The organism is Roseisalinus antarcticus, assembly GCF_900172355.1.
Lineage (GTDB): Bacteria > Pseudomonadota > Alphaproteobacteria > Rhodobacterales > Rhodobacteraceae > Oceanicola > Oceanicola antarcticus_A.
The window spans coordinates 515472-538308 of record NZ_FWFZ01000001.1; the positions used below are offsets into that span (position 1 = coordinate 515472).

General features: G+C 68.5%; 20 protein-coding genes and 1 pseudogene. 5 read left to right on the forward strand and 16 right to left on the reverse strand.

The genetic code is table 11. The features are described 5' to 3' along the window. Positions 1-11: 11 nt before the first annotated feature. The 11 genes and pseudogenes from ROA7023_RS02460 to uxaC all read right to left on the reverse strand — a co-directional run bounded on the left by ROA7023_RS02460 (position 12) and on the right by uxaC (position 11241). A complete protein-coding gene (locus tag ROA7023_RS02460) occupies positions 12-1094 on the reverse strand; it encodes a C4-dicarboxylate TRAP transporter substrate-binding protein (RefSeq protein ID WP_085877397.1) in 1083 nt (360 codons plus the stop codon). A gap of 162 nt (positions 1095-1256) precedes the next feature. Then, positions 1257-2224: pseudogene (speB, locus tag ROA7023_RS02465) on the reverse strand (agmatinase). A 256-nt stretch (positions 2225-2480) separates the two neighbouring features. Next, positions 2481-3653 carry a mannonate dehydratase gene (gene uxuA / locus ROA7023_RS02470; protein WP_085877398.1) on the reverse strand — a complete coding sequence of 391 codons (1173 nt, stop codon included), beginning with the start codon at positions 3651-3653 and terminating at the stop codon, positions 2481-2483. After that, entirely contained in the window at positions 3650-5077 is a 1428-nt protein-coding gene (locus ROA7023_RS02475; RefSeq protein ID WP_085877447.1) for a mannitol dehydrogenase family protein, read from the reverse strand. The genes uxuA and ROA7023_RS02475 overlap by 4 nt, the downstream gene beginning before the upstream one ends. Continuing rightward, the gene (gene kduD, locus ROA7023_RS02480; RefSeq protein WP_085877399.1) at positions 5067-5810 is read right to left on the reverse strand and encodes a 2-dehydro-3-deoxy-D-gluconate 5-dehydrogenase KduD; all 744 of its coding nucleotides are present in this window, start codon (positions 5808-5810) and stop codon (positions 5067-5069) included. The genes ROA7023_RS02475 and kduD overlap by 11 nt, the downstream gene beginning before the upstream one ends. Further along, a complete protein-coding gene (gene kduI, locus ROA7023_RS02485; protein ID WP_085877448.1) occupies positions 5807-6631 on the reverse strand; it encodes a 5-dehydro-4-deoxy-D-glucuronate isomerase in 825 nt (274 codons plus the stop codon). Before kduI ends, kduD begins: the two co-directional genes overlap by 4 nt. An 18-nt stretch (positions 6632-6649) precedes the next feature. Next, the gene (locus ROA7023_RS02490) at positions 6650-6955 is read right to left on the reverse strand and encodes a cupin domain-containing protein (protein ID WP_085877400.1); all 306 of its coding nucleotides are present in this window, start codon (positions 6953-6955) and stop codon (positions 6650-6652) included. A 9-nt stretch (positions 6956-6964) separates the two neighbouring features. Next, entirely contained in the window at positions 6965-8245 is a 1281-nt protein-coding gene (locus ROA7023_RS02495) for a TRAP transporter large permease (RefSeq protein ID WP_085877401.1), read from the reverse strand. Positions 8246-8248: 3 nt separating this feature from the next. Next, positions 8249-8758: a TRAP transporter small permease gene (locus ROA7023_RS02500; RefSeq protein WP_085877402.1), complete on the reverse strand. Its 510-nt coding sequence runs from the start codon at positions 8756-8758 to the stop codon at positions 8249-8251. 76 nt (positions 8759-8834) lie between these two features. Then, positions 8835-9809 carry a TRAP transporter substrate-binding protein gene (locus ROA7023_RS02505; RefSeq protein WP_085877403.1) on the reverse strand — a complete coding sequence of 325 codons (975 nt, stop codon included), beginning with the start codon at positions 9807-9809 and terminating at the stop codon, positions 8835-8837. Between the two features lie 25 nt (positions 9810-9834). Beyond that, positions 9835-11241: a glucuronate isomerase gene (gene uxaC / locus ROA7023_RS02510; RefSeq protein WP_085877449.1), complete on the reverse strand. Its 1407-nt coding sequence runs from the start codon at positions 11239-11241 to the stop codon at positions 9835-9837. Positions 11242-11400: 159 nt separating this feature from the next. On the opposite strand from uxaC, the gene ROA7023_RS02515 reads away from it, so the two are divergent. From ROA7023_RS02515 to ROA7023_RS02535, 5 genes are all read left to right on the forward strand, one after another. Beyond that, on the forward strand, positions 11401-12126 hold the full coding sequence (locus ROA7023_RS02515; RefSeq protein ID WP_085877404.1) for a GntR family transcriptional regulator: 726 nt from the start codon (positions 11401-11403) through the stop codon (positions 12124-12126). Continuing rightward, on the forward strand, positions 12123-13022 hold the full coding sequence (locus tag ROA7023_RS02520; protein WP_085877405.1) for a sugar kinase: 900 nt from the start codon (positions 12123-12125) through the stop codon (positions 13020-13022). Before ROA7023_RS02515 ends, ROA7023_RS02520 begins: the two co-directional genes overlap by 4 nt. Before the next feature lie 278 nt (positions 13023-13300). Further along, positions 13301-14017: an ABC transporter ATP-binding protein gene (locus ROA7023_RS02525; protein WP_085877406.1), complete on the forward strand. Its 717-nt coding sequence runs from the start codon at positions 13301-13303 to the stop codon at positions 14015-14017. 5 nt (positions 14018-14022) lie between these two features. After that, complete coding sequence (locus ROA7023_RS02530) at positions 14023-16380, forward strand: ABC transporter permease (protein ID WP_085877407.1); 2358 nt, start codon at positions 14023-14025, stop codon at positions 16378-16380. Positions 16381-16382: 2 nt separating this feature from the next. Beyond that, the gene (locus tag ROA7023_RS02535) at positions 16383-17591 is read left to right on the forward strand and encodes an efflux RND transporter periplasmic adaptor subunit (protein ID WP_085877408.1); all 1209 of its coding nucleotides are present in this window, start codon (positions 16383-16385) and stop codon (positions 17589-17591) included. 421 nt (positions 17592-18012) lie between these two features. Here ROA7023_RS02535 and aptA read toward each other — a convergent pair whose 3' ends face one another. The 5 genes from aptA to ROA7023_RS02560 form a co-directional block, all read right to left on the reverse strand. Continuing rightward, positions 18013-19332, reverse strand: a complete 1320-nt coding sequence (aptA, locus tag ROA7023_RS02540; protein ID WP_085877409.1) for an omega-aminotransferase AptA — start codon at positions 19330-19332, stop codon at positions 18013-18015. Positions 19333-19546: 214 nt separating this feature from the next. Further along, the gene (locus tag ROA7023_RS02545; RefSeq protein ID WP_085877410.1) at positions 19547-20374 is read right to left on the reverse strand and encodes an inositol monophosphatase family protein; all 828 of its coding nucleotides are present in this window, start codon (positions 20372-20374) and stop codon (positions 19547-19549) included. Continuing rightward, entirely contained in the window at positions 20371-20991 is a 621-nt protein-coding gene (locus tag ROA7023_RS02550; protein WP_085877411.1) for a glutathione S-transferase family protein, read from the reverse strand. Before ROA7023_RS02550 ends, ROA7023_RS02545 begins: the two co-directional genes overlap by 4 nt. 45 nt (positions 20992-21036) lie before the next feature. Then, positions 21037-22128: a Gfo/Idh/MocA family protein gene (locus ROA7023_RS02555; protein WP_085877412.1), complete on the reverse strand. Its 1092-nt coding sequence runs from the start codon at positions 22126-22128 to the stop codon at positions 21037-21039. 1 nt (position 22129) lies between these two features. After that, positions 22130-22834: a GntR family transcriptional regulator gene (locus ROA7023_RS02560; RefSeq protein ID WP_085877413.1), complete on the reverse strand. Its 705-nt coding sequence runs from the start codon at positions 22832-22834 to the stop codon at positions 22130-22132. Positions 22835-22837: the final 3 nt, after the last annotated feature.

Sequence of the window (22837 nt, forward strand, 5' to 3'; positions counted from 1 at the left end):
GACGGCGCGGATCAAAGGTCCGCCGCCCAGTCTCTCAGCGGCACGCCGCCTTCTTCCTGAACGGTGGCCATGTACTTGACGAGGATGTCGCGCCCGGGAATGCCGCGCTCTTCGAGGCCGTCGGCCCAGAGTTGCCCCAACGGCGGCATCCGGTTGACCCACTCGAGCTTCTGCTCGTCGGGCATCGCCGTCACGGTGGCGCCTTCCTCGACGAACTTGTCGAAGAACAGGGCTTCACGCTCTTCGATCAGGCGCGCGTTCTCGATCGAATACTCGCGGCCCAGCTCGGCGATGACCTCCTGCACGTCCTCGGGCAGGCTGTTGAACGTGTCGGTGTTCACGCCGAAGCCGCCGAAGGTCAGCGGGCCGGTGTTCACGCGGGTCACGAAGGGCGCCTGTTCGTGCAGCTTCAGCGGATAGGCGCCGGTGCCGATCAGGATCGTGCCCTCGCCCACGCCGGTCTGAAGCTGGCCGTACATCGCCGGGATGCCGGTGTTGACCAGGGTGGCGCCCACGGCCTCGACCCAGGGTGCGCAGACCGGCACGCCCAGAAGGCGCATGCCTTCGAGGTCGGACAGCTGCTCGATCGGGGTCTTGGTGAAGAGGTGATAGCCGTCCGACACGCAGGACCCGAAGAAGGTGATGTCCTGGCTGGTCCACTCGCGCTTCATCGCCTCTTCGGAATCGTTGAGGCGGTTCATCGTGTTGATCGCCTGATCCACGGTCTGGGTGTTGAAGGGGACGGAATACATGATGTTCTGCAGCGGCAGGGTCGACGGCTCCCAGATCGAGCCGATCCAGCCCATGTCGGTCAGCTGCTGGCTGACCGCCTCGAGCGTGTCGTTGAAATCGTAGAGCGAGCCGCCATAGGCCTCGGTCCAGTTGATCCGGTAGTTGGAGCCGCGCTCCTCCAGCATGGCGTTGGACTTTTCCACGATGACCGTATGCAGCGGCGTGACCCAGGCGATGGCCGTCGGGTGGCTGGACGAGATCGTCAGGTTGATCGTGTCCTGCGCGAAGGCGCGGCTGCCCAGGACGAGCGGGCTGGTCAGGCTGATCATGCCGGCCACGGCCTGGCGACGATTCATATTCATTGGAATTCCTCACGTTGACGCGATGGCGAGACTCACCACGCGCCGTATTCTACGTTTCTCACGGCCCAATGCAATCGTTTGCTCAACTTTTTTCGACCATCCCTGGGCGGCCGACCCGGGCTTGCCATTTCGGCACCGGGAAAAGACCGGCGGCAGCCCTTTTCAGTCCCCGGCGGGTGACCCCGCGCCGCGCCGGACGCCGGGCAGGACGCACAGCATCTCGAAGAGCAGGTTCGCGGCAATCAAGGCGGTGTTGCCGGTCGGATCATAGGGGGGCGAGACCTCGACCAGGTCGCAGCCCACGAGGTTCAGCCCGGCGCAGCCCCGAACGATTTCCAGCGCCTGCCAGGTGGTCAGCCCGCCGGCTCCACCGTGCCGGTTCCGGGGGCGAAGGCGGGATCGAGGCTGTCGATATCGAAGCTGAGGTAGACCGGCGCGTCGCCCACACGCGCCCGCAGGTCCGCCATCAGCGGGGTCAGGGACCGGTGCCAGCACGCCTCGGCCTGGATCACGGTCCAGCCCCGGTCGCGGCCCCAGTCGAAATCCTCGGGCGCATAGCCGGTGCCGCGCAGGCCGATCTGGGTGACCTTGTCGTTGAGCAGGCAGCCGTCCTCCCAGGCGCGGCGGAAGGGGCAACCATGGGCCACCGTCTCGCCGAACATGTGTTCGTTGATGTCCGCATGGGCATCGACTTGGACGAGGGCGACGGGGCCGTGCACCTCGCGGATGGCCCGCAGGATCGGCCAGGTCAGCGTGTGGTCGCCGCCCAGGGTCAGCGGGATCGCCCCGAAGGTCAGGATTTCGCGATATCGCGCGGTGATGATGTCGACGGACTTCTTCAGGTCGAAGGTGTTGATCGGCACGTCGCCGATATCGGCCACCTGGAGGCTGTCGAAGGGCGCGGCCCCGGTCGCCATGTTGTAGGGCCGCAGCATCCGGCTTTCGTCGCGGATCTGGCGCGGGCCAAGCCGCGTGCCGGGCCGGTTGGAGGTGCCGATATCCATCGGGATGCCGACAATGCAGGCGTCCAGCCCCTCCGCCGTGTCCAGCGAGGGCAGCCGCATCATGGTGGCCGGCCCGCCGAAGCGGGGCATCTCGTTGCCACCCAGGGGCTGGTTGAGGCGGCTCATGCGCCCTGCCCCGTCGCTGTGTTGCGGGCCGGCGGCGGCTGTTGCGGGGGCGCGAGGGGCATGGCTTGGTCCTTGGGCAATTCGACGGAGAGGCGGGGCGCCCCTCCCACCTCACCCCGGCGCGCGCCGCCGCGTCAAGGTCCCGGTGCCACGGATGCCGCGGCGCCGGGACCGCTCTGCCACTGCCATCGGGGTCGAGGGGCCGGCAAAGGTTCCCCCGGTCCGCGGACTGACCCGGCGAACGCCGCCCGACAGCTCACCCGTGCGACAGCGCCCGGATCACGCCGCGCAGTTCGGCCAGCCCCCGCAGCCGGCCGATCAGCGGGTAGCCGGGTATCATCTCGCGGGTGAGGTCCGACAGCATGTGATGGCCGTGATCGGGACGGAACGGGATCGCGTGATCGGCACGCCCGGCCGCGCGACGGCGGGCCTCTTCGTCCAGCAGCACCCGGATCAGCGCCACCATGTCCGTGTCGCCGTCGAGATGGGCATCTTCTTCGAAAGAGCCGTCCGGGTCCTTCCGGACATTGCGCAGATGGGCGAAGTGGATCCGGTCGGCCACCTGCGCCGCCAGCGCGGGCACGTCATTGGCCGGGTTGGCCCCCAGTGAGCCCGAGCAGAAGGTTATCCCGTTGGCCGGGCTTTCATGGGCCGCCAGCACCCAGGCCAGGTCGTGGCTGTCCGACACGATGCGGGGCAGCCCCAGGATGTCGCGCGGCGGATCGTCGGGATGCACGCAAAGCCGCATCCCCAGCTCTTCGGCGGTCGGCACGACCTCATCGAGGAACCGTTTGAAATTGGCCCGCAGGCCCTCGCGCCCGATGCCGTCGTAGCCCGCGAGCGCGGTCCGCAGCCCGGCCACGTCGTAGCGGTCGAACGCGCCGGGCATCCCGGCCATGATCGCCCCGAGCAGCCCGTCGCGGTCGGCCTCGGTCGCGGCCTGGAACCAGGCGGCGGCGCGGGTCAGGACCTCGGCGGGATAATCCGCCTCGGCCTCGCGCCGGCCCAGCATGTGGACCTCGAAGGCGGCCATGCGGACCGCTTCGAACCGCAGGCAGGTCGCGCCAGAGGCCACGGGCGCGGCAAGATCGGTCCGGGTCCAGTCCAGCAGCGGCATGAAGTTGTAGCAGACCGACATCACCCCCTCGGCGGCCAGGTTGGCCAGGGACTGGCGATAATTGGCGAAGAGCGGGCCAAGGTCGCCGTCGCCGCGCTTGATCCGCTCGTGGACCGGCAGGCTCTCGACCATGGCCCAGTCGAAGCCGGCCGCGGCCAGCAGGCCCTTGCGCCGGGCGATGGCCTCGCGCGGCCAGACTTCGCCATAGGGGATGTCGTGGAGGGCGGTGACGATGCCCCGCGCCCCCGTCTGGGCGACCTCGCCCAGCGAGATGCTGTCGAACTCGCCATACCAGCGCCAGCATTCGATCATGTGACCCTCTCCGCGATGGCGGCGCGCACGCCGCGGGACCAGATCGCCTCGGCCGCCGTCGTGATCGGTGCGCGGAGCTCGGCGGCAAGATCGTCCGGAAAGATATCCTCGACCGACAGGAGTGCCGCGACGATTTCCGCCGGGCCCTCCTCCTCGGCGGCGAGGCCGCGCAGGCGTTCGGCGAGCGGGTCGCGGACATCTATCTCCGCCCCGGCCTCGTCGCGCCCCGTGACGTAGCGCATCCAGGCCGCGACCGCGAGGCAGAGGCCCGGCGCCGTTCGGCCCGCCCCCAGCGTGTCGCGCAGGGTGCCGAGGATCCGCTGCGGCAGCTTCTGGCTGCCGTCCATGGCGATCTGCCAGGTGCGGTGCTGGATCGCCGGGTTGGCGTAGCGCTCGAACAGCGCTTCGGCGTAGGCGGCGAGGTCCACCCCCTCGGGCGCCGTCACCGCGGGCATGATCTCGGCCCAGAGCGTCCGGGCATAGGCGGCGAAGACCGGGTCGGCCATGGTCCGTGCGATGGTCTCGTGCCCGGCGAGATAGCCGGTATAGGCCAGCGCCGAATGGGTGCCGTTCAGCATCCGCAGCTTCATGTGCTCGTGGGCGGTCACGTTCGCGACCATCTCGACCCCCGCCGCCTCGAAATCCGGGCGGGCGCCGCCGACGAAATCGTCCTCGACCGCCCATTGCGAAAACGGCTCGTGCAAGACCGGGGCCGCGTCGTGCCGACCGGTCAGAGCGTCGATCCGCTGGATGTCGTCCCCGGTCGTGGCCGGGGTGATCCGGTCGACCATGGTCGCGGGAAAGCGCCCCTCGGCGGCGATCCAGGCGGCGAGCGCAGGGTCGATCCGCTCCGCCAGCTCCAGCACCATGCCGCGCACCAGCCGGCCGTTCTCCGGCAGGTTGTCGCAGGTCAGCACGGTGAATGGCGCCCTTCCCGCCGCGCGGCGCCGCGCAAGGGCGCGGACCAGGAAGCCGGGCGCCGAGACCGGAAGCGTGTTGGCGATGTCGTGGCGGATGTCGGGATGCGCGAGGTTCAGCGCCCCGGTCGCCGGATTGTGGCAATAGCCCTTCTCGGTCACCGTCAGCGTGACGATCCGGACCGCCGGGTCCGCCATCGCGACAAGCACGGCCTCGGGGTCCTCCGGCGCGACAAGAACGTCATTCAAGACGCTGATATCCCGTATTTTCTCGCCATCAGGGTCCAGCACGACCGAGGTATAGCTCCACCCCCGCGCCCGCAGTGCGTCGCGCACGGCCGGGCTTCGGAGAGAGACGCCGACGATCCCCCAATCGCCCCCCGAAGCGGCCATGGCGTCGGCCACATAGACGCAGCCGAAGCCGCGAAAGAACGCCCCGAGACCGAGGTGGACGATGCCGGTCGCGGGACGCACGCCGGCCACGGTTTCCGATACGTCAGCGGGCAAGCCAGCCTCCATCGACGTTGAGAACCGCGCCGTGGACATAGCCAGCGGCCGGCGTGCAGAGGTAGACGACCGCGCCCGCGATATCGGACGCCTGGCCCCAGCGGCCCGCCGGGATCCGGTCGAGGATCGCCCCGCTCCGCGCGGGATCCTCGCGCAGGGCTGCGGTATTGTTGGTCTCGATATAGCCCGGGGCGACCGCGTTCACGTTGATGCCGCTTGCCGCCCATTCGTTGGCGAGCAGCTTGGTCAGCCCGGCGACGCCGTGCTTGGCCGCGGTGTAGGACGGCACCCGGATGCCGCCCTGGAAGGTCAGCAGCGACGCGATGTTCACGACCGCGCCGGTCCCGCCCACGGCGAAGACCGCCCTGGCAAAGGCCTGGGTGGTGAAGAACAGCGCCTTGAGGTTGACGTCCATCACGTCGTCCCAGTCCTCTTCGGTGAAATCGACCGCGTCGTTGCGGCGGATAATGCCCGCGTTGTTGATCAGGATGTCAATGCCGCGGCCCTCGAACAAGCCCTGCCCGGCCATCGGATCGCTGAAATCGACCAGCAGCGACGTGGCCACCCCGCCGGCCGAGCCGATCATCGCGACCGTTTCGTCGCTGGGCCGCCGGCCGGCGCAGATCACCTCGGCCCCGGCCTGCGCCAGCGCAAGGGCGATCGCCTGGCCGATACCGGTATTGGCGCTGGTCACCAGCGCCCGCCGCCCGGAAAGGTCGAACGGATTGCTCACCGCAGATCCCCCATCGCGATCATGTCCATGTCGGTGAAATCCACGCTGTCGCCCGCCATCGCCCAGCAGAAGGTGTAGGACGACGTGCCCGCGCCCGCATGGATCGACCAGGGCGGCGAGATCACCGCCTCCTCGTTGGCCATGACGATGTGGCGGGTCTGGGCTGGCTCGCCCATCAGGTGAAAGACGCGGCCCTCCTCGGGGAGTTGAAAGTAGAGATAGGCCTCCATCCGCCGGTCGTGGGTATGGGCGGGCATGGTGTTCCAGACCGAGCCCTCGGCGAACTGCGTATAGCCCATAAGCAACTGGCAGGATTGGCAGACCTCGGGATGCAGGAACTGGATGATGACGCGCTCGTTGGCGGTCTCGCGGGCGCCGAGCTCGACCCGCCGGGCATCGGCGAGCCTGATCAGCGTGGTCGGATGGCTTTGGTGCGCCGGCGCCGAGAGCACATAGAACCGCCCCGCGCCCTCGAACGTCACCGGCCCCGACCCCATGCCAACATAGAGCACCTCGCCGGTCTCCAGCGTGTAGCTCTCGCCACCGGCGTGGACGGTCCCGGCCTCGCCGATGTTGAGCACGCCCATCTCGCGCCGCTCGAGGATCGTGGCGGTGCCCGTGGCCGCGACCGCGTCCAAAGTCAGGCTGCCGCCCGCCGGCACTGCGGAGCCGAGGATCAGCCGGTCGTAGTGGCTGTAGACCAGGTTGATCTCACCCGCCGCGAACAGCCCGCCCACGTGGAAATGGTCGCGCAGCTGGTCGGTATCCAGCGTCCTGGCCGTGGCGGGGTCGATCGCGTGGCGGGTCTGGGTCTTGAGCATCATCACAGGTCCTTGGGATCAGAGAAAATCGTCGCGGCGCGGGGTGAACGTGTCGATCAGCAGGCCCGCCGCCTCGCAGCGGCAGCCGTGGGGCACGCCGGAGGGGACCACCAGGCTGTCGCCGGGCCCGAGGTCGTGGCTCTCTTCGCCGACGAAGAAGGTGAAACGGCCCGAGTCCACATAGGTCGCCTGCACATGCGGATGGTCGTGCCGCTTTCCCTCGGCCTGAGGCTCGAAACGGAAGGCGACGACCATCAGCTCGGGGCTGTCGGCGAGGACCTGGCGGGTCACGCCGGGATCGGTGGGAACGACGGGAAAGCGCATGACGGAACCTCAGCGAAAGACCGACGGCAGCCACAGGGACAGCGCGGGGATGTAGGTGACAAGCAGCAGGGTCACGAAGGCCGCGCCGTAGAACGGCCAGATCGAGCGCACGGCGGTCCAGATCGGAATGCGCCCGACGGCGCAGCCCACGAAGAGCACCGCGCCGACCGGCGGCGTACAGAGGCCGATCCCGAGGTTCAGGATCAGGATCACGCCGAAATGCACCGGGTCCACGCCGAAGGCGGTGGCCACGGGCAGGAAGATCGGCGTGGTGATGACGATCAGTGGCGACATGTCCATGAAGGTGCCCAGGATCAGCAGCACCACGTTCAGCAGCAAAAGGATGACGATCGGATTGTCCGACACGCCCTGCAGCAGCGACACCATCGACGCCGGCACCTTGGTGTAGGCCAGCAGCCAGCCGAAGGAGGCCGCGCAGCCGATCACCAGCAGCACCATCGCAGTGGTACGCACGGCGGCGAAGGTCGCCTCGATGAAGTCGTGCCAGCTGAGGCTGCGGTAGACGAAGAAGGTCACCAACAGGGCGTAAACCACTGCGATATTGGAGGATTCCGAGGCGGTGAAGATCCCCGACCGGACCCCGCCGAAGATGATCGCCACCAGGATCAGACCCGGCGCGGCGGACACGAAGAGCGTGCCGATCATCCGGAAGCCCTGGAATTTCTGCGTCGGATAGCCCTTGCGCTTGGCAACCCACCAGGCGGTGATCATCAGCACCAGTGCCAGCAGAAAGCCTGGGATGATCCCGGCCGTGAAGAGATCGGCGATCGAGATGCGCCCGCCCGCGGCGATCGAATAGATGATCATGTTGTGCGAGGGCGGCAGCAGCAGCGCGATGATCGAGCTTACGACCGTGATGTTTACCGCGTAATCAACATCATAGCCGCGTTCCTTCATCTGCGGCACCATCAGGCCGCCGACAGCACTCGCATCCGCCGCGGCCGATCCCGACACGCCGCCGAACATGACCGAGGACAACACGTTGACCTGCCCCAGCCCCCCCCGGAAATGGCCCACGAAGGCCCCGGCGAGCGCCACCAGTCGGCGGGCGATATCGCCGCGCACCATAAGGTCGCCGGCATAGATGAAGAACGGGATCGCCATCAGCGCGAAAACCGACACGCCGGAGTTCAGCCGCTGAAACACCACAACCGGCGGCAGGCCCAGATAGGCCACGGTGGCGAAGCTCGAGACCCCGAGGCAGAAGGCCACCGGCGTGCAGATCAGCAGCAGGAAAACGAAGGTGCCGAAGAGGACATAGAGTTCCATGGCTCACTCCTCGACCGGGGCGTCGCCGAACCGCGCGGTCGGCAGACCTGCGGCGCGGCGGGCGACGCGCGCGATGGAGAAAAGGACGATGAGGCCGCCGCCCGCGACCAGCGGCACAAAGTCATAGGCCCCGGAAATTCCCAGGCTTGGCAGCATGTTGCCAGCCGTCTTTACAGCAAGCTGCCAGCCGAACCAGATCATCCCCGCGCCAAAGCCCGCCACCACCAGGTCCGATTTCGAATGAAGCACCTGCTTGGTCCCGTGCGGGACCACATAGAGCACCACGTCGAAGGAGAGGTGATAGCCCTCGCGGATGCCCACCGCCGCACCCAGAAAGATGAACCAGCCCATGATCATGACCGAGGCGGGCTCGGTCCAGACGATGCTGTCGTTGAGTACGTAGCGCCAGAACACCTGCGCCGCGATAAGCAGGGTCATCAGCACCAGGCCGATCCCGGCAAGCCAGAGCGCGGCACGCGCGACAAGGCCCGTGGCCATCGCAATGGATCTCATCGTGTCTTGCACGGGGAACGCTCCCTGGGATGAAGGATCAGGGCCCGGCCGATCGCGCGGCCGGGCCGGGTCGGGCCTATTCGGTGGCCAGGATATCGAGCACCATCTGCTGCAGGACCGGCGAGGTGACGTATTTCTCGTAGACCGGGACCATCGCCTCGATGAAGGGGGTCTTGTCGATGTCCGAGATCACCTCGACGCCGGCGACGCGGGCCTCGGATTCGGCCTCCCGTTCGGCCCAGAGCTCACGCATGACAGGCACGGAATCCCGGGCGGCTTGGCGCACCAGCTCCTGGTCTTCCGGCGAGAGGGCGTCGAAGGTGGATTTCGCCATCACCAGCACTTCCGGCACGATCAGGTGCTGGTCGAGGGTATAGTACTGCGCCACTTCGAAATGGCCCGAGCTGTCGTAGGACGGCCAGTTGTTCTCGGCCCCGTCGATCACCCCGGTCTGGATCGAGGAATAGACCTCGCCATAGGGCATCGGGGTGGCGTTGGCGCCGAGGGCGGCGACCATGTCCACGAACATGTCCGACTGCATCACGCGGAACTTCAGGCCCTCGAGATCCTCGATCGAGGTGATCGGCCGCTCGGAATTGTAGAAGCTGCGCGAGCCGCCGTCGTAGAACGCAAGGCCCACCAGGTCGTGGTCCGAGAAAGCGTCGAGGATTTGCTGGCCAACGGGGCCGTCCATGACGTTGTGCATATGCTCGGTCGAGCGGAAAATATACGGCAGCGACGGGATTTGCGTCTCTTCGATGATGTTGTTGAACGGCCCGAGCGAGACCCGGTTCATGTCGATCACGCCGAACTGGGTCTGCTCGATCGTGTCCTTTTCCTCGCCCAGCTGGGCCGAGTGGAACACCTCGATGCAGAGCCGCCCGTCCGACCGCTCTTCCAGCATGTCGCCCATGGCGTTCACGGCGGCCACGGTCGGATAGCCGTCGGGATGCGTGTCCGACGAGCGGAACGTGATCTCGCACGCCGTGGCCGCCGAGGCCATGGCGACGCTGGCCAGAAGCGCCGCACCGAGTGTCTTGATATAGGTCATGTCTTCCTCCCTTTCGGGTGGCTCGTCAGAGCCGGTAAGCTTGCTTGGCAAGCCGGTAGCTGAAGTCATGGGCGACCTCGGGTGCCTCGTCCCTGTCCAGCCGCCCCGTGGCGACCAGGGTGGCCAGGAACGCGCAGTCCACGCGCCGCGCCACGTCGTGGCGGGCGGGAATGGAACAGAATGCGCGGGTGTCGTCGTTGAAGCCGACGGTGTTGTAGAAACCGGCCGTCTCGGTCGCCATCTCGCGGAACCGCGTCATCCCCTCGAAACTGTCGTGGAACCACCAGGGCGGCCCGAGGCGCAGCGCGGGATAGACGCCGGCCAGGGGCGCCAGCTCGCGGGAATAGGAGGTCTCGTCCAGGGTGAAGACGATGATCGTCAGCTCCGCCCGCTCGCCCACCGCGTTCAGCAGCGGCGCGAGCGCCGCGACGTAATCGGTGCGGGTCGGGATGTCGTAGCCCTTGTCGCGGCCGAACCGGGCGAGGATCCCTGCCGAATGGTTGCGGGCCGACCCCGGATGGATCTGCAGCACCAGCCCGTCATCGAGGCTCATCCGCGCCATCTCGGTCAGCATGTGGCCGCGGACGGCGTCGGCCTCGTCGGCCGTGCAGCGACCCTGCAACGCCGTGTCGAAGAGCCGCGCCGCGACGTCCTGCGGCAAGTCCTCGGTCCGCGCCGTCGCGTGGCCGTGGTCCGACGAGGTCGCGCCGAAGCTCTTGAAGAAGGCGCGCCGGTTGCGGTGCGCGGCAAGATAGCCGGCCCAGGTGGTGGCGTCCTCGCCGGCCATCTCGCCCATGCGGGCGACGTTCTCGGCGAAACCGGCGAACTCCGGGTCGACGACGGCGTCGGGGCGATAGGCGGTCACCACCTTGCCGGCCCAGCCGCTCTCGCGGATCATTCGGTGCCACTTCAGGTCGTCGATGGCGCTTTCGGTTGTCGAGATCGCCTCGATGTTGAACCGCTCGAACAGGGCGCGGGGGCGGAAGGCCTCGGTCCTGAGCTGCGCGTCGATCCGGTCGTAGATCGCGTCGGCGGAGCCGGCCGAAAGCCGTTCGGTCACGCCGAAGACCGTCTGCAGGGCATGGTTCACCCACATCCGCGAGGGCGTGGCCCGGAACAGGTGGTAATTCTCTGCGAAGAGCCGCCAGATCCTGCGGCTGTCCCGCTCGGTCTCGCCCCCGTCCACCCGCGGCACGCCCAGCGCCTCCAGCGCGATCCCCTGCGAATGCAGCATCCGGAAGACGTAGTGGTCGGGCGTCACGAACAGGCTGGCCGGATCGGAAAAGGCCGCGTTCTCGGCGAACCAACGCGGGTCGGTATGACCGTGGGGGCTGATGATCGGCAGGTCCCTGACGGCCTGGTAGAGCTCTCGCGCCAGGGACCGCACCGCGGGGTCCGTCGGAAACAGCCGGTCGTCGTCCAGCAAAGCCATGGTGTCCCCCGATTCCGTCCCTTCGACGACACGCTCCACCGCGTCCTCTCGACTAGTATCCTAGTCAGGCAATTCTGGAATGTAAACTAATATCCTAGTTGCAGATGCCGGGAAAAATGCTATCTTCGACGCAGAAGTATCCACACGGGACCGCCTGACATGAGCCAAGGAGTTGCAAGAGGGGACAGTCAGCTTGCCCTGCCCGTCCTGCGGCAGGCGCCCCAGCCAACGGTGGCCGACCAGGTCTTCGCCGCCCTGCAACAGCGCATCCTGACCCTGGCGTTGCCGCCCGGCACGAGGATCTCGGAAACCGAGGTGTCGCAAAAGATGGGCGTGTCCCGCCAGCCCGTGCGCGAGGCGTTCAAGCGGCTGGCCAAGCTTGGCTTTCTGGTGATCCGCCCGCAGAGCAGCACGACCGTCAGCCTGATTTCGGAAGACGCGGTGCTGCGGGCGCAATTCATCCGCACGGCGCTGGAGGTCAAGACCTGCCGCACCGCCTGCGAGACCCGCACCGACGCGGGCCTCGCCCGGCTGGGCGACCTGATGGAGCAGCAGAAGGCCGCGATCGAGGCCAATGATCCCGAAGTCTTCCACGCGCTCGACGACGCGTTTCACATCGAGATCTGCCGGATTGCCGGGGTCGCCTACGTCTGGGACCTGATCCAGGAGAGCAAGGCCCACATGGACCGGATTCGGATGCTGACCCTGAATACCTCTTCCCAGAAGATGGCCTACGGCGAGCATATCGCCATACGGGATGCCATCGCGGCCGGCGACGCGGACGCGGCCGAAGCGGCGATCACCGCGCATCTGGCGCGGATCACGATCCGGATCGAGGAGGTGAAGGCCCAGGACCACAGCTTCTTCCAGGACACCCGCGAATGACACGCATCGCCGCGATAGGCGAGTGCATGATCGAGATGGCGCCGACCGGCCCCGCCGGGCTCTACCGGATGGGGTTCGCCGGGGATACGCTGAACACCGCGTGGTATCTGCGGCAGCTTCTGCCCGCCGCCGACCGGATCGACTACGTGACCGCCGTGGGGCGGGATGCCGCGTCGGACCAGATGCTGGACTTCCTGCGGGGCGCAGACCTCGGCGTGGATCACATCGCGCGGTCCTCGGACCGGACAGTCGGGCTCTACATGATCCAGCTTCAGGACGGCGAGCGCAGCTTCAGCTATTGGCGCGGCCAGAGCGCGGCCCGCACGCTTGCCGATGACCCCGCGGCGCTGACGGAGGCCCTGTCGGGCGCGGACCTCGCGGTCTTTTCCGGCATCACCCTTGCGATCCTGCCGCCCGCGGGCCGCGAGGCGCTGCTTGAGGCGTTGGCCGAGCTTCGCGGCCGCGGCGGCACGATCGTCTTCGACCCGAACCTGCGCCCCCGGCTCTGGGCCTCGCCGTCGGAGATGACCGGGGCGATCACCCGGGCCGCGGCCGTAAGCGACATCGCCCTGCCCTCGCACGAAGACGAAGCGGCCTGGTTCGGCGATGCGGACCCCGAGGCGACGGCCGCCCGCTATGCCGGCTCGGGCGTCGGATGCGTCATTGTCAAGAACGGCCCCGGGCCGGTGCTGGCCCGGGTCGCGGGGGTGCAGACCTGGCACGAGACCCAAGCGGTCGAGACCGTCGTCGACACCACCGCCGCCGGGGACAGTTTCAACGCCGGATACCTGGCCGCGCAGCTGCAGGGCCGGTCGATCGACGAGGCGGTGGCGGCCGCGGCCGGGCTCGCGGGGCGGGTGATCCGATCCCACGGCGCCCTTGTGCCGATCGCCTGAACCGCCATGCATCCTGGGCCCGCCGGATGCCCGCCGTCAGCCCGCACCGGGCACACAGGCGCCGCCGGGCCGCGACACGGGACGCGCTCCGGCGCGATGCACGACGGACCTGAACATCGCCCCTTGTGGATTGATCTCGCTCAACGCGGCGGCGCGAAAGCTGTGCAAACTGATGGCGATCCGGCAATCCTCGATGGAGGTCCGATGCTCGCCGCCCCCGGCTGCCCCGCAATCGCCGCCCTGTCCCGCCGGACGGGCCCGAAGTCCCGTGGCCCGGCATGACGGCGAGGCGCGACACGGTCTTTCGGACCCGCGACGTCGGCAAGGTCTACGAGACCGGCGGCGGCCAGGTGCATGCGCTCTCGGGCGTGAATCTGGACCTTTACGCCGGTGAATTCGCAGTGCTGCTCGGCCCCTCGGGCAGCGGCAAGTCCACCCTGCTGAACATCCTCGGCGGGCTCGATCGCGCCACCAGCGGCCGGGTCTGGTTCCGCGAGACCGAGCTCACCGGCATGAACGACCGCGGCCTGACCCGCTATCGCCGCGACCACGTGGGCTTCGTGTTTCAGTTCTACAACCTCGTGCCCAGTCTGACCGCCCGCGAGAACGTCCAGCTGGTGACTGATGTCGCCCGCGACCCGATGCCCCCCGACGAGGCGCTGGCGCTGGTGGGTCTCGGCCCCCGCGCGGACCATTTCCCGTCCGAGATGTCGGGCGGCGAGCAGCAGCGCGTCGCCATCGCCCGCGCGATCGCCAAGCGCCCCGAGATCCTGCTCTGCGACGAGCCCACGGGCGCCCTCGACAGCCAGACCGGGATCCAGGTGCTGGAGGCCCTGCGCGAGATCAACGACCGGTTCGGCACGACCACGGTCGTGATCACCCACAACGCCGAGATCCGGAAGATGGCGCACCGGGTCATCCGCTTTCAGGACGGGTCGATCGGCGAGGTCACCGAAAACGCGACCCGCATCGCCCCCTCCGAGATCGCGTGGTGAGGGGGATGCCGGCCATCGACCGCAAGCTGCTGCGCGACTTTCGCAGGCTCTGGGCGCAGGCGCTGGCGATCGCGCTGGTGCTGGCCTGCGGCGTGGCGATCCTGCTGACGGCCTTCGGCATGTACCGCGCACTGGACGACACCCGCAGCGCCTATTACGAGCGCAACCGCTTCGGCGACGTCTTTGCCTCGGCCCGCCGCGCCCCCGAAAGCCTGCTGCGCGAGATCGGCGACATCCCCGGCGTGCTGGCGGTCGAGGCGCGGGTGACCGGCGACGCGATCCTCGACATGCCGGGCCGGGCCGAGACCGCCGTCGGCCGCATCCTGTCCCTGCCAGAGGCCCGGGCGCCCCGGCTCAACATCCCGATCCTGCGGGCCGGCCGGCTTCCCGAAAGCCCGTCGGAAGTGGCGGTGAACCAGACCTTCGCGCTGGCCAACGGCTTTCAGCCCGGCGACGTAATCGAGGCCAACCTCGGGGGCCGCAAGCGCCCGCTGACGATCACCGGCACCGTGCTGTCGCCCGAGTTCATCTATACCATCGGCCCCGGCGCGCTGATGCCCGACAACAGGACCTTCGGCATCCTGTGGATGCGGCGCGATGCCGTGGCCGCGGCCTTCGACATGGGCGGGGCGTTCAACGACGTCTCGCTGTCGCTCGATGCCCGCACCCCGCCCGGGCCAGTGATCGAGGCACTGGACGACCTGCTGGACCCCTACGGCGGCCTTGGCGCGTTCGGGCGCGACAAGCAGCTCTCCAACAGCTTCGTGGATGCCGAGATCACGCAGTTGCGCAGCATGGCGATGATCCTGCCGCCGGTCTTCTTCGGCATCTCGGCCTTCCTGGTGGCCATGGTCATGGGCCGGATCGTCGCGCTGGAGCGCAGCCAGATCGGCCTGCTCAAGGCCCTGGGCTATTCCAACGCCGAAATCTGCCTGCATTATCTTATGCTTGCCGGTCTGATCGCGGTGCTGGGCATCGGCATCGGCTGGACCGCCGGCACCTGGATGGCGCGGGTCATGGCGCAGCTCTATGCCCAGTTCTTCGACTTTCCGTTCCTGATCTTCCGGGTGGAGCTCTGGGTCTATGCGGTCTCGGCGGCGGTGGCCCTGCTGACCGCGACGCTGGGTGCGCTGCGCAGTGCGCTACGCGCGGCCCTGCTGCCGCCCGCCATCGCGATGCAGCCCCCTGCCCCGCCCCGGTTCCGCCAGACGTTGCTGGACCGCGCCATGGCCGCGGCCCGCCTGTCCCAGCCCACGGTGATGATCCTGCGCAGCGTCACCCGCTGGCCGGGCCGCAGCGCACTGACCTCGCTCGGGGTGGCGCTGGCGGTGGCCGCCGTGATGACCTCGACCTTCATGTCGGACGCGCTGGACCGGGTGATCGACGCAGCCTTCTTCCAGTCCAACCGGCAGGACGCGATGCTGATCTTCTCCCACGACCTGCCGCTGTCCGCGCTCGAGGATGTCGCCCGCCTGCCCGGGGTCCGGCAGGTGGAGGGGCAACAATACCACTCGGCCATCCTGCGCAACGCGCAATACGAAAAACGCGTCCCGATCGAGGCCCGTTTGCCCGGCGCCGACCTCAGCCGCGTCCTGTCGCGGCAGGGCGCCCCGCTGGACGCGCCACCCGGCGGCATCCTGCTGGCCGAACGTCTGGCCGCGCAACTGCACCTTGCCCCGGGCGACACGGTCGAAGTCGCGTTCCTCAGCGGCGACCGGGGCACCTACCGGATGCACGTCTCGGGCGTCGTTCAGCAGTATTTCGGGCTCGGCGCCTATACGGACCTGGCCTATCTCAACGGCCTGTTCCGCCAGTCGCCGCGGATCTCGGTGGCCAATGTCACGCTGGACGGCACCGAGATCGACGCGCTTCACGCCGCGATCGCGGCGATCCCGAATCTCACCGGGACCGTGATGATGTCCAGCACCCGCCGGTCGTTCCGGGAAACGATCCAGCAGAATGTCGTCGTGATGACCGGCGTCTACATGATGATCGCGGTGCTGATCACGGTTGGCGTCGCCTACAACGGCGCCCGCGTCCAGCTGTCCGAGCGCGCCCGCGAACTGGCCAGCCTGCGGATCCTGGGCTTTTCCAGGGCGCAGGTCTCCTACGTGCTGGTGGGCGAGACAATGCTGCTGGCCCTGCTCGCGCAGCCCCTGGGCTGGGCGCTGGGCCGGCTGTTCACCGAGGCCATGGTGCGCGGATTTTCCAGCGATCTCTATGCGTTGCCGCTGGTTCTTAACACGGCCGCCTATACGCGGGCCAGCCTCGTGGTGCTGGCCGCGGCGCTGGGGTCGGTGCTGCTGGTGCGGCGCAGGCTCGACCGGCTCGACCTGGTGGCCGTCATGAAAACGAGGGAGTGACCATGCGCAAACCGCTTCGCCTTCTGATCGCCGGCCTCATCGGCGCCGGCCTACTGGGTTGGTTCCTTTGGGTCAGCTTCCACGCCGATCCGGTGCTGGTCGACCTGCACGAGATCGCCTCGGGGCCGATGCAGGTCACGGTCGACGTGGACGGCAAGACCCGGATCCGCGAGGTCTACGAGATCGCCGCGCCGATCACCGGGGTCGCCCGCCGGTCGCCGGTCGCGGTCGGTGACCGGGTCGTGGCTGGCGAGACGGTGATCGCCGTGGTCGAGCCCACGGCCCCCGGCCTGCTGGACGCCCGCAGCCGCCTGCAGGCCGACGCCGCGGTTCAGGAGGCGGCCGCCGCGCTTGAGGTCGCCCGCTCCGACCTGACCCGCACCGAAGAGGAACAGACCCATGCGCAGGCCCATTACGACCGGTCGCGCACCTTGCTGGAACGCGGCGTCGCCAGCCTGACCCAGCTGGAGGATGCCGGTGAGAAGCTCGCCATCGCAAATGCCGCGGTCGAGGCCGCCCGCGCCCGGATCACCATGGCCGAAGGCTCTTTGGCCCGGGTCCGCGCTACCCTCGTCGAGAGCGGCGCGAGCGATCCAGAGGACGGGGCCTGTTGCGTGCCGCTGACCGCGCCCTCGGATGGGGTGGTGCTGTCGGTGGACGTGGTCAGCGCCCGCCCCGTCACCGCCGGCATGCGGCTGGCCTCGGTCGGGGACCCCGCCGACCTGGAAATCGTGGCCGACCTTCTGTCGACGGATGCCGTGCGCCTCGCCTCCGGCGCCCCGGCCATCGTCGAGCGCTGGGGGGGAGCACCGCTGGAAGCTGAGCTGGTGCGGATCTACCCCTCGGCACGGACCGAGGTCTCGGCCCTGGGGATCGAGGAACAGCGCGTAGATGCCCTGTTCTCGCTCACCTCGCCGGCGGAGGGGCGCGAGGGGCTGGCCGACGGCTTTGCCGTGTTCCTGCGGATCGTGGAATGGCAGGCCGACGACGTGCTGCAGGTGCCCCTGAGCGCGACATTCCGGCTTGGCGAGGCCTGGGGCGTGTTCGCGGTCTCGAACGGTGTGGCGCAGCTGCGGGCGGTCGATCTGGGCCGGCGCAACGCCCGGGTGGCACAGGTTCTGTCCGGCCTGCAATCCGGCGACCTGGTCGTGACCCACCCCAATGACGCCCTGTCGGACGGGAAGGCCGTACGGGAGCGTGTCGACCAATAACGGGCCGGCCGACGGGCCGGAGGGCCGGCGGCGCAGCCCCCTCCTTCTGGACGGCAGCATGATGTTCTGGAAGGCGGCATGATGCCCGGGCAGGTCTGGCGCATCGACACCCGCGGCCTGCATCAACGGGGGGACGGTCGGACCCACCGGCAAAGGGCCCGGCAGGACCCTGTCCAGCTGCGGGGGGCGTGGCGGCCCGCCGGGGCACGGCGCGGCCTGTTGGTGCGCGGGCCCTGGACTCGCCGTTGCCCGCCGAGACAGACCACTCTCCACCCGCTGACATCCCCGCAGCGACGGTGTCGCTGGGAGGGCCGGTGTGCGGGCCTGTTCCGGAACAGGCGGCCAGGCCGCGCAGGACATGAAAGCCGGCCCGGGCTCTAACCGGAGCGGCCATCCTTGATGGATCTCCGGCGTTCCTGGATCAGTCGATCGAGGTCAGCACGTCCTTCAGCGTCTCGCCGATGCGGTCGATCTCGTCCTTTTCGATGATCAGCGGCGGCGACATGGCGATGATGTCGCCCGTCGTGCGGATCAGCAGGCCCTTGTCGTAGGCCGCCAGGAAGGCCGAGAACGCCCGCTGGGTCGGCGACCCCGCGATCGGCTCCAATTCGATCGCGCCGATCAGGCCCATGTTGCGGATGTCGATCACGTGCGGCAGGCCCTTGAGACCGTGCAGCATGTCCTCCCAGTAGGGCGCAAGCTCGGCCGCGCGCTCGAACAGACCTTCCTCGCGGTAGGTGTCGAGTGTGGCGATGCCGGCCGCGGCCGCGATCGGGTTGCCGGAATAGGTATAGCCGTGGAACAGCTCGATCACGTGCTCGGGGCCGTTCATGAAGGCGTCGTGGATCTCGGCGGTGCACATCACCGCGCCCATGGGGATGACGCCGTTGGTCAGGCCCTTGGCGGTCACCATGATGTCGGGCGTGACCCCGAAATGCTCTGCCGCGAACGAGCTGCCGAGGCGGCCGAACCCGGTGATGACCTCGTCGAAGATCAGCAGGATGCCGTGCTTTCGGGTGATCTCGCGCAGCCGCTCCAGGTAGCCCTTGGGGGGCAGCAGCACCCCGGTCGAGCCTGCCATCGGCTCCACGATCACGGCGGCGATGGTCTCGGCCCCGTGCAGGGCGACGATCCGTTCCAGGTCGTCGGCCAGATGGGCGCCATGCTCGGGCTGGCCGCGAACGAACTTGTTCTGTTCGGGCAGATGGGTGTGCGGCAGGTGGTCGACGCCGGTCAGCAGGCTGCCGAAGAAGCGGCGGTTGTTGACGATGCCGCCGACCGAGATGCCGCCGAAATTGACCCCGTGATAGCCCCGCTCGCGGCCCACGAGCCGGCTGCGCGCCCCGTCGCCCTTCGCCCGGTGATAGGCCAGCGCGATCTTGAGCGCCGTCTCGACGGATTCGGAGCCGGAGTTGGTGTAGAACACATGCTCCATCCCCTCGGGGGCCATGTTCACCAGCTTGTTGGCCAGCTCGAACGCCTTGGGGTGGCCCATCTGGAAGGCGGGTGCGTAATCCATCTCGGCGACCTGCGCCTGGACGGCCTCGACGATCTTGGGACGCTTGTGGCCCGCGTTGCAGCACCACAGACCGGCCGTGCCGTCGAGCACCTGGCGGCCGTCGGACGTGGTGTAATACATCCCGTCGGCGGCCACGAACATGCGCGGTTCGGTCTTGAACTGGCGGTTCGCCGTAAACGGCATCCAGAAGGCGTTGAGGTCGTTCGGAGATTGCACGTTCATGGCCTGAGACTCCCCTCGAAAAGGCGCGATAGACCTGCAATATCCTGCCCGGGCCCACAGGTGAAGGGCCCTGATCCAAAGGAGCGCCTGCGGCGCACCGGATGTCTCGCGGCTTTGCCTGCGGCAACACCGCTCGGGCGGGCGCCCTTGTGCGGGCGGGGTGCTTGGTTTCGGGCGCCGGGCGCATCGCCGGCGGAGAGGCGCCGGCCATGTGTCAGGCCCTGCCGAATCGATCCGTCAGGGCCCGCCAGAGGGAGCCGGAGCTTGCCACGGCAAGCCGGCCCTCGCGCATCTCGGGGCGGTAGGTCCGCCCGTCTTCCAGCGCGGCGCATCCCCCCGCCTCGGTCACCGCCAGCGCCCCGGCCGCGTGATCCCACACATTGAGCAGGGCGTTGAGGCCGAAATCCGCCCCGCCGGTGACGATCTGCCGGTATTCGTGGCAGGAGCACCGCAGGCTTCCGCCCCGGCCCACGTCGAGCATGGCCGCGGCGATCCCGGCCCGCTCCGCTTCGGGGTAGAGGAACAGCGGCACGAAGCCCTGTGCCTCGGCCAGCGGCACCGCGTGTCCGAGCGACAGCGGCACGGGCGCCGCGCCCGCACGACCGAGGAAGGCCCCTGCGCCCTTTCGCGCCACGACCCAGTCGTCGAACACCGGGTCGTAGAGCAGGCCGAAGACGGTTTCTCCGTCCTCAACCACGGCGAGAATGACCCCGAAGACCGCGAGCCCCTTGGCGAAATTCCAGGTCCCGTCCACCGGGTCGATGATCACCACCCGGCCGGCGGCCCCGACGCGGTCGAGCACGCCCGCATCCGCCGCCACCGCCTCCTCGCCGACCACTTGGGCCGCGGGCAGGATCCGCGCGACCCCTTCGGTCAGCGCCCGTTCCGCCGCGATGTCGGCCGCCGTGACCAGGTCATCGGCGCGGGACTTGGCGCGGATCTCTGTCGGCTCCAGCCTGCGAAAGCGCGGCAGAATCTCGGCCCGCGCCACGTCCCGCACGAGCCCGATGAGGGCGGTTTCCTCGGACTGGCTCAGCGTCACGGCATCGGCACTTCGTTGACGAAATACGGCACATGATAGCCGCGTTGCACCGCCGGGCGGGCAGCGACCCTGCGGTACCAGTCGCAGAGCGCCGGAAAGGCCGCCAGGTCCACCCGCTGCCACTCGAACCGCGAGATCCAGGGCCAGATCGCCATGTCGACGATGGAATAGGACCCCGCGACGAACTCGCGCCCCTCCAGCCGCCTGTCCAATACGCCGTAGAGCCGCCGCGCCTCGGTGCCGTAACGCTCTTCGGCATAGGCGGACTTGCCGGGGTTGTACTTGAGGAAATGATGGGCCTGGCCAAGCATCGGGCCGAGACCGCCCATCTGCCACATCAGCCATTCGAGCATCTCGACCCGGTCGTCGCCGAGGAAACGCCCGTGCTTTTCCGCGAGATGGAGCAGGATCGCCCCGCTCTCCATCACGCTCTGTCCGGTCTCCCGGTCGACGATGGCCGGGATCCTGCCGTTGGGCGAGATCTCGAGAAACGCCGGATCGCGCTGGGCCCCCTCGCCCAGGTTGATCGGATGCACGTCGTAGGGCACGCCCAGTTCCTCCAGCAGAATGGAGACCTTGCGCCCGTTCGGCGTCGTCCAGGTGTGAAGATCTATCATGGATGTACCCTGATCCGCGGCGCCGGCGGGGTCAACTGACGCCCGTTACAACCTCACCGCCTCGCCGGTCATGGCGGATTTCTGCGCGGCCAGCCCGATCTCGACCGCGCGGGCGCCGTCCTCCAGCGTGACCTCGACCTCGCCCTGCCCGCGCACGACCGCGTTGAACCGCTGGTGCTGGAAGAACGTGGAGCCGTTGTGATCGCCCGCCGCCAGCAGGGTCGGGTCCACGGGGATCAGGCTCTCGATCGGACCTTTGGGCGCCCGCGGGCTCTGGATCAGTCTTGGCACAGGGGCCGGGCCCAGCTGCGCGGGCCAGAAGCGGCCCGGCCCGGGGACGTGGGCCTCGATCTTGCCGCGCGGGCCCACGGCGCTGATCTCCTCCTGGTAGCGCGACCCTTCGGCGAACATGCACAGCTCCAGCATCGCGCGCGCCCCGTGCTTGAAGTCGAGGATGACATAGCCGTTGTCCCAGACATCGGGCACCCGGCCGGCGTAGCTTTCGTCGCGATGGTTGAGGGTCTGGCTGGCGCTGGCCATAACGCGGACGACCTCGTCCTTCAGGATCAGCCGCATCAGGTCGAAGAAATGGCAGCATTTCTCGACCAGCGTGCCGCCGGTGTTGGCGTTGAACCGGTTCCAGTCACCGATCTTGGGCAGGAACGGGAACCGGTGCTCGCGGATCGTGAGCATCGAGATGCCGCCGGTCGCATGGTCGGCCTGTTCGATCAGCGCCGCGATCGGGGGCATGTAGCGGTATTCCATCGCGACCCAGACCGGCGCCAGGTCGGGCGGCAGGCCGGCCAGCACCTCGCGGTCCTCGGGACGGGTGAAGAGCGGCTTCTCGCACAGGATCGGCAGCGGCCGGTGGGTCAGAATCCGCTCCAGCTGCCCGATGTGCAGGTGGTTCGGGCTGACGATGACGATCGCGTCCAGCGCGGGCTGGTCGACCAGCGCCTCGAAGCTGTCCATAACCTCTGTCGGCTCGCCGGTCAGCGATGCGGCAGCGGTCGCAAGCTCGCGCACCGGGTCGTAGACGGCGGTAACGCGGGCATCGGGCAGCAGCGCGATGTTGTGGATGTGCTCGCGCCCCATCATGCCGCAGCCAACGATCCCATAATTTACTATTTTCGACATTCTATCCTCTTCCCATGCGGGAAACGTATCTGCATTTTTCATTATCGAACCAGGTTGCGGAGGCCTCGACCCGCTCTCCGTCCTGTGACCAGCTCAGCCGGTCCACCTGTCCGCAGGTTTCGCCCGCCGCGGGGCCGATACCGGCGGGGCCCCAGCGCGGGGCCTTGCCGATGCCGACCCGGTCCTCCACCCGGCCGATCACCAGGTCCAGCGCCTCGCGGTAATGCAGGTAGAGGGACTCGGACAGCGCCGCCGGGCTCAGCACCTCGGCCCGGGCCCCGTCGAGCCAGATCTCCTCGAGCGCGACGGGCACCCCGTCCAGCCGCCGCAGCCGGCGGATCCGGTGCGCCTCGGCGCTCTCTCCGAACTCCGGCAGGGTCGCGGGCTTGGCCACGCGGTCGACGGACAGGACCTCGGCCGTGGGCAGGCCGCCGCCGTCGGGACGCTCGAGCCGGAAGAAGGCATAGACCGCCCGCCCCGCTTGCCGCGCCCGGACGTAGTTGCCAGAGCCCTGGACCCGATCCAGAAGCCCCGCCTCGGCCAGCCGGTCGAGCGCCTTGCGCAGGGTGCCGACGGAGACGTCCAGCTGTTCGGCCATCGCCCGTTCCGGCGGCAGGCGCACACCGTCGGCCAGCCGGCCGGCGCCGATATCGCGGATCAGCATCTCGGCGATCTGGACATATCTGGGCAGCGCCTGACCATCCATGGA